Origin of the sequence: Brenneria sp. g21c3 (genome assembly GCF_040240345.1) — a bacterium.
Taxonomy (GTDB): domain Bacteria; phylum Pseudomonadota; class Gammaproteobacteria; order Enterobacterales; family Enterobacteriaceae; genus Brenneria.
Window position 1 is genome coordinate 20,481 of sequence record NZ_JBEIAB010000031.1, and the last position, 7,579, is coordinate 28,059.

Genomic DNA, 7,579 nt, shown 5'->3' on the forward strand with positions numbered 1-7,579 from the left:
TAAGCATTTTTATTCGAGGTCATCATGAAAGTCTTTCGGCCGCTTTGGGTTGAAGGGGCGTTTTTGGCGCCGCAGCAATTTCAGCAACAGTCTCGATGGGAAGCGCTCACCAATGAATGTATTGCCCGTTTGGGGTTGGTTAATCCCTGGGGCGTATTGGCGGCGCAGTTTGACGAAGACGCCTTGCGTCTTAACCGACTAAAGGCCCAACAGCTCACGGTTCGCATGCCGGACGGTACGCTGATTGATACTTCCCGCGCGGATAATTTGCCCGCCGCCTGTGATTTGCAGCGCGCTATTCCTACGGATGTCAATACGGTCGATGTCTTGCTCGGTTTGCCTCTGGAGCATGCGAATGGCGGCAACTGCCGCCTGAACGAGGAGGCGATGGAACGTCCGCTGCGTTATCAACAGGAATGGGCGAGCGTGCAGGATGTATTCGGTAGTGAAACCGAGTCTATCGCCGTTGAGCGCTACGCGCTGTCGTTGCGCTTTAGTACCGACAACAACGATGAATTGATGGTTTGCCCCATCGCGCGAATGCAGCGTGACGGGCAGGGCGGCTGGACGCTGGATAAACAGTTTATTCCGCCGCTCCTGGCGTTCAGCGCCAGCGAAACCCTGTGCGATCAACTGAGTTTGCGGTTGACGCAATTACGCGCCAAGCGCGCCCGTTTGATGGGGATGCGTCGGGAGAGCAACCAACGCATGGCCGATTTCGCGGTTGCCGATGTCTCGTTATTCTGGCTGCTTAACGCCTTGAACACTTACGAGCCGGTGCTGGCCGATTTTCTTGAGTCTCCCGCGTTGCATCCCGAACTGGTCTATCGCGAACTGGTGCGTTTGGCCGGAGCCTTGATGACCTTTTCGCTGGAGTACGACGTGGAGGCGATACCCCGTTACCAGCACGGCAAACTCACCGAGGCATTTCCGCCGTTATTCAGTTTGATCGGCAATTTGCTGGAAGCCAGTCTGCCGTCGCGGGTGATAGCCATTGAGTTTGAAACCGTGCGCGAAAATCAGTGGCTGGCGCGTCTTAATGATAGCCGCCTCAAGGAAGATGCCGATTTCTATCTGTCGGTGCGTTCGTCGCTGCCGGCGCACGAGTTGCAAACCCGCTTCCCCATGCTGTGCAAAGTCGGCGCGCCGGATGATGTCAATAACATCATCAATGTCGCTATGAACGGTATTCCACTGATCCCCCTTAGCCATGTGCCGGCGGCCATTCCGCTGCGGCTGGAAAATCAGTATTTCGCGTTCGACCTGACTCATCCGGCGGCTAAGGCCATGCTGGAAGCCGGCGTCTGCGCTTTTTATGTGCCGGGTATTCTCACTGATATTCAGCTTGAACTTTTTGCGGTATTGCGATCATGAAAAAAGACATTTCGATAGATGAATTACTGCGCGATACCTGGCTGATGGTGGTCGCGTTGCGTAATGGCGCGGTGGCTGAACAGGGCGATGCCCTCTACCAGAAAGGCATCGAACTGGTGGAAAAAGCGCGTCAGCGCATGGTCGACGCGGGGTATAGCGCAGAGACGGTAGATACGGTGAGCTATGCGCAATGCGCATTGTTGGATGAAACCGTGCTCAATCGGCCGAAGTCCGATGACGGCTATGACACCTGGATGCGCACGCCGCTTCAGGCACGTTTTTTTAATACGCTTCAGGCCGGCGAAGTGCTCTATGAGCGTGTTCGCCAGAGTCTGCAACAACCAGGCGTTGACCCGCTGATTCTTACCTGTCTGCACCGCGTATTGATGATGGGCTTTGAAGGTCGCTATCGCAATCATCCTCAGCAGGAACGTCAGGCGTTACTCGACGCGCTGGCGCAGAAAGTCGGCCCGTTTACGGTACAGGAAGGGCCGGATCCGCTGCTGGTCGACATCCGGCGCGAAGGACGCGGATTGCGTTATCTCCGATCCCTTTGGTTCTGGAGCGGGCTTGCCGTTCTGGCGGTTATCGGCGTGTGGTTTGGACTGCACTATCAGTTACAACAATTACTTAGCGCATGGTTGTCGGCTAATCAGAGCTAAGGAGTCGTCCGTTGAGTATGGCATTAAAGCGGGCTTTGTGGGGCATGGGCTGTGTGCTGGCCCTTATCCTCTGTTTGTTCTGGTTTCCCGCCGGAACGGCTTTTAAGGTTATCAGCGCGCTCGTTATTGCGCTGATAGCGGGCGTAGCCTGGTTTCGTACCGGGTACGCGGTTCGCGCGCTGCGTGAGCATCACAACATGGATGCGTTGCTGGCGGCGTTGCCGGGCGAAAACTACCGGCTACCGGTTGTGCTTACCGCCGGTGAAGGGATCGAGTGGCTTTTTGACGGCGCGCCGCTGCGTGATACTTCGCAGGGCTGTTATGTCCGCGTGCCGGCGTTAGCTGAAATAGGACCGATGGCGGAGCTGCTGGTTTCGGTTCGTCCGGAGTGGGCGAGCCAATTGAGCGCCATGTTGGTGCTGTTTCCCGAGCAGCAAAACGATCTGCCGGTTATGGGGGGGCAAATTCGTGAGTTCCGTTTTCAAATCTCGCGGCTTAAACAAATTTGCGGACAGCGGCCTGAAGTTATGCTGATCGGTTATCTGAACGGGCATCATGCGCCGTGGTTCAACTGCAATGCCGGAAGCCGTGAAACACGGATTTGGAGCGGAGTCCAGTCTTCCCACGAACTAGGCGACTGGTTGCGCAGCGGCACGCACGCCGAGCAGGACCGCAAGCTGCGTCAGGCGGTGCGGTTCGAGGCGTGGATCCGCTGGATGAAGAAATATGTTCTTCCGGAATGCAAAAGCGCCGATCAGCCTTGTGCGCCGTTGCGGCCGCTGGCCGCCGGTTTGGCGTTTGTCGCCCGTCCGCCGGCTGCAAACAATTTGTGGCAGCGTTGGATTGTCGGCAAAACCACGTTGGTTCCGGTCACTATCGGTGAAAGTCGCGACGGCGAAGCAAACCGCTTTCCCGATCCGCTGCTTAGTCTGTTGCCGGAGAGGCGCGGCTATCCGCCAAAGGTACGGGCTCTGAGTTATGCCATGTCGATGGCGGCGATCTTTCTGGTGGCGGCGATGTTTTGTTCCTCCTGGAATAACCGGCAATTGCTGCATGAGGTGACCAGCGATCTGGAACGCTACCTCGCTATTGATATGAACAATTACGAGCCCAAAGCCGAAGCGCTGAAGCAGTTAAAGCAAGACGCATCGTTGTTGGAAGATTATCAACGCAACGGCGTGCCGGGGCGTTTGGGGTTTTGGCTGTATCCCGGCGAGCGGTTATATCCGCCGCTGATGGCTGCGATTCGTGGCTATCAGCCGCCGCCGCAACCGAAAGAGGAGCCGCCCGCGGAGCCAATCCGGCTCGACAGCATGTCGCTGTTTGAAGTGGGAAAATCGGAACTGAAACCCGGGTCGACTAAAGTCTTGGTCGACACGCTGTTCGCCATCAAAGGAAAGCCAGGCTGGATCGTGCTGGTCACGGGTCACACGGACTCCACCGGCGATGCGAACGCCAATATGAAGCTGTCACTGGCCAGAGCAGAAGCGGTCCGTGACTGGATGATAAAAACCAGCGACATTTCCGCCACCTGTTTTGCGGTGCGGGGATATGGTGCAACACAACCAGTCGCTACGAACTCAACCGATGCGGGTCGGGCTAAGAACCGCAGGGTTGAAATCAGTCTGGTACCTGATGCAGAGGCCTGCCAGCCGATTGCCAGGGATCCGGACTAATCAATCGCGTCGCCGCCTATGGCGACATTTCATAGCAAATAAAGGAGCATTATTATGGCTATTCCAGCCTATCTTTGGTTAAAGGACGACGGCGGTGCGGACATCAAGGGTTCTGTCAATGTACAAAACCGTGAAGGCAGCATCGAAGTCGTCGCGTTGGACCATTCCCTGCACATCCCTACGGATAACAACACGGGTAAGCTTACCGGTACCCGCGTACACGCTCCGTTAGTCTTTACCAAAGAAGTGGATTCTTCAACCCCTTATCTCTACAAAGCCGTAACCTCGGGGCAAACGCTGAAGTCCGCTGAGTTCAAATGGTACAAAATCGACGATGCCGGTCAGGAAAAAGAGTACTTCAACACCACGCTTGAGAACGTCAAGGTAGTGAAAGTCGCTCCGCTGATGTACGACATCAAAGATCCCGCCAAAGAAAAGCATAACCACCTGGAAGTGGTGGAATTGCGCTACGAAAAAATCATCTGGACCTACAAAGACGGCAACATCATTCATTCCGATTCCTGGAATGAACGCGCTCAGGCCTGATGAGTAAGTCTGTTCATTACGTCTGGCGCTAACCGGCGTAACGAACGGAGGGGCGCGGGAGCGTATGGTTCCCGCGCCTCTGACGACTTGTTCGGCGGTTTTACCGCCGGACTTTTTTACGCTTTACCCCTGTACGGGTCAATACAACACAGAGCATGGCTAAACGGACTGTCACAGGCCGTGCGGTAGCTATGGTTTAAGGCGACCACCGCCCTTGGGCTGATGGCTTTGCCACGAGACGGGACTTTTATGGATATGGCTTCTACTTCTTTACTGCGTCGACTCAACCCTTATTGTGCCGTGGCTCTGGATGCAGCGGCGGCACTGTGCCAAACCCGGGCGCATCGCGAAATCACGGTGGAACATTGGCTGCTGAAATTGCTGGAAAACGGCGAAGGCGACATTACCGTTATCGCGCGGCGTTACGAATGGGATTTGGATCAACTGTGGCAGGCGCTGCTGGGCCACCTGGACAGTTTGCCCCACAGCGTTGCCCGTCGTCCAAGCCTCTCCGCGCCCTTGCTTGGGCTGCTACAGGCGGCGTGGCTTATCGCGTCTCTGGAAGAGAATGACAGCACTATCCGTTCGGTTCATCTGTTGCAAGCCCTGCTTAATCAGCCAGGCTGGCTGAGCGCCAGTCAGGCCTGGCCTTTACTTAGCCTGACCGCCGTACAACTGGAGCGGTTGCGCCCGCTGCTGGATGAACAGTCTGATGAACGTCCCGAATTACAAAGGCAGGCTGACGAGGCGGCGCTGACCGCCAGTCGCCAATCTGACGTCATACGTCAATCCGCAAGCGGGAACGCCCCGGCATCCGTAAACGAACCCCAGACGGCGGGTCGGGCGGCGCTTGAAAAATTTACTATCGATGTGACTGCGAATGCGCGCGCCGGGAAAATCGATCCGGTATTCGGCCGCGATAATGAAATTCGCCAGATGATTGACATCCTGTCACGCCGCCGCAAAAACAATCCAATTTTGGTGGGTGAACCGGGCGTCGGTAAAACCGCGTTGGTGGAAGGTCTGGCGCTGCGCATTGCCGAGGGCAATGTGCCGGCCAGCCTGAAAACCGTGCATTTACGCACGCTCGATCTCGGCATGTTGCAGGCCGGCGCCGGCGTGAAAGGCGAATTTGAACAACGCCTGAAAAATGTTATTGAGGGCGTACAGCAGGCCGAGGAACCGGTACTGCTGTTTATTGATGAAGCGCATACCATTATCGGCGCGGGCAATCAGGCCGGCGGCGCTGATGCCGCCAACCTGTTGAAACCGGCGCTGGCGCGCGGCGAACTCCGCACCATCGCCGCCACCACCTGGTCTGAATATAAGCAGTACTTCGAACGCGATGCGGCGCTTGAGCGTCGTTTTCAGATGGTTAAGGTCGATGAGCCGGATGACCAGCGCGCCAGCCTGATGTTGCGCGGCCTGAAATCGCGTTATGCGCAGCATCACGGCGTGCATATTCAGGATGATGCGGTGCAGGCCGCGGTCGCGCTGTCGCGCCGTTACCTTACCGGACGCCAGTTGCCGGATAAAGCGGTGGATCTGCTGGATACCGCCAGCGCCCGGGTACGCATGGGGTTGGATACGCGTCCTGAAACGTTAACCCAACTTCAGGCTGAATTAACCGCGCTTGATATGGAGCAGCAGGCCATCGAACAGGATGTTAGCGTGTTGCCGCATACGGACAGCACGCGTCTTACGGCTATCGCTGAACGCCGCACGGCGCTGAATGCCGAGCTTCAGGCGCTGGAACAGCGTTTTCTGGCGGAAAAATCGATCGCCGATCGTATTCTGGCCGCACGTCAACATCCGCAGGAAGGCGAATCGCTGGCGGATTTATTGGCGGAACTGGACGACCTTCAGGACGGCGCGCCGCTGCTGTCGCTGGATGTGGATGTGCGCAGCGTGGCGACCGTGATCGCCGACTGGACAGGGGTGCCGCTCGGCAGCCTGTTGAAAGATGAGCAGACCAATTTGCTGGCGCTGGAGCGGCAGTTGGGCGAGCGCGTCATCGGTCAGGATCCGGCGCTGAACGCTATCGCCCAGCGGCTGCGCGCCGCGAAGACCGGTCTGACGTCGGAGAACGGCCCGCTGGGGGTATTCCTGTTGGTTGGGCCGAGCGGCGTCGGTAAAACAGAGACCGCATTGGCGCTGGCGGACAGTTTATTCGGCGGCGAACAGTCGCTGATAACCATTAATCTCTCTGAATATCAGGAGGCGCATACGGTTTCGCAACTGAAAGGATCCCCGCCGGGATATGTCGGCTATGGGCAGGGCGGCATTCTGACGGAGGCGGTGCGTAAACGTCCTTACAGCGTGGTATTGCTGGATGAAGTCGAAAAGGCCCATCGCGACGTGTTGAATCTTTTCTATCAGGTATTTGATCGCGGCATGATGCGCGACGGCGAAGGGCGGGAAATCGACTTTCGCAATACCGTCATCATCATGACTTCCAACCTTGGCAGCGACGCGCTAATGGCGTTGCACGCCCAGCAGCCGGACGCTTCGGATGCTCAGCAGCAGGAGCTGTTGCGTCCGATATTACGCGACCACTTCCAGCCTGCGTTATTAGCCCGCTTCCAGACAGTGATTTTCCGACCGCTTGACGCACCGGCGATGCGGCGCATTGTCGCTATCAAGCTGGAACAGGTGGCGCGACGCTTGCGTCGTCACTACGACCTTGATTGCCGGATTGATGAAAGCCTGTACGACACGCTGGTGGATGCTTGTCTGTTGCCCGATAGCGGAGCGCGCAATATCGACAGTCTGCTCAATCAGCAGATCCTGCCGGTGTTGTCGCAGGCGTTGCTATCGCATCTGGCCCATCAGCAAAAACCGTCTTGTGTGGCGCTGGGCTTTGATGAAGCAGAAGGGATAACCCTCGCGTTTGATACAACTGAAGAGGTATGAACATGCTGTCCGTATCCGAACTCGCCACCCGTCTTACCGGCTCGCAGAACCGCTATTCCCTGGCCATCAGGGGGGAGGCGGACAGCTCGCTGGACGTGGAGTCCTTTACCGCCAGCGAGGGGCTGAGCCAGACCTACTGCTACCAGATAACCTTTACCAGCGGCCGCGACATCGCCCCCGGCGAGATGCTGTTGCAGGACGCCTCCTTTACCTTCAATCCGCCGGGCAGGCAGTTGGGCGGCATCACGCTGCCTGACGCCACGCCGCCGCGTGCGGTTCACGGGGTGGTGACGCAGTTTCAGCGGCTGTCGGCCTCGGCGGACGAGGTGCGTTACCGGCTGACGCTGGAGCCGCATCTGGCGCTGCTGGGCAATGCCGGTCGGCCGGCGATATACCAGCATCAGTCGG

Annotated in this window: 6 protein-coding genes; all 6 read left to right on the forward strand. The window is 57.4% G+C overall.

Going from position 1 to position 7,579, the window contains the following annotated elements:
• Positions 1-24: 24 nt before the first annotated feature.
• Positions 25-1,374, forward strand: a complete 1,350-nt coding sequence (gene tssK / locus ABRZ28_RS23500; RefSeq protein WP_330521738.1) for a type VI secretion system baseplate subunit TssK — start codon at positions 25-27, stop codon at positions 1,372-1,374.
• Positions 1,371-2,036: a type VI secretion system protein TssL, short form gene (tssL, locus tag ABRZ28_RS23505; protein ID WP_330521739.1), complete on the forward strand. Its 666-nt coding sequence runs from the start codon at positions 1,371-1,373 to the stop codon at positions 2,034-2,036. Before tssK ends, tssL begins: the two co-directional genes overlap by 4 nt.
• A gap of 17 nt (positions 2,037-2,053) precedes the next feature.
• Positions 2,054-3,712, forward strand: coding sequence for an OmpA family protein (locus tag ABRZ28_RS23510; RefSeq protein WP_330521744.1), 1,659 nt, complete (start codon positions 2,054-2,056; stop codon positions 3,710-3,712).
• 54 nt (positions 3,713-3,766) lie between these two features.
• Positions 3,767-4,258 carry an Hcp family type VI secretion system effector gene (locus ABRZ28_RS23515; protein ID WP_048638242.1) on the forward strand — a complete coding sequence of 164 codons (492 nt, stop codon included), beginning with the start codon at positions 3,767-3,769 and terminating at the stop codon, positions 4,256-4,258.
• A gap of 249 nt (positions 4,259-4,507) precedes the next feature.
• Positions 4,508-7,171: a type VI secretion system ATPase TssH gene (gene tssH / locus ABRZ28_RS23520; protein WP_330521741.1), complete on the forward strand. Its 2,664-nt coding sequence runs from the start codon at positions 4,508-4,510 to the stop codon at positions 7,169-7,171.
• Between the two features lie 2 nt (positions 7,172-7,173).
• On the forward strand, positions 7,174-7,579 hold a 406-nt coding region (locus ABRZ28_RS23525; RefSeq protein ID WP_330521742.1), incomplete at its 3' end, for a contractile injection system protein, VgrG/Pvc8 family.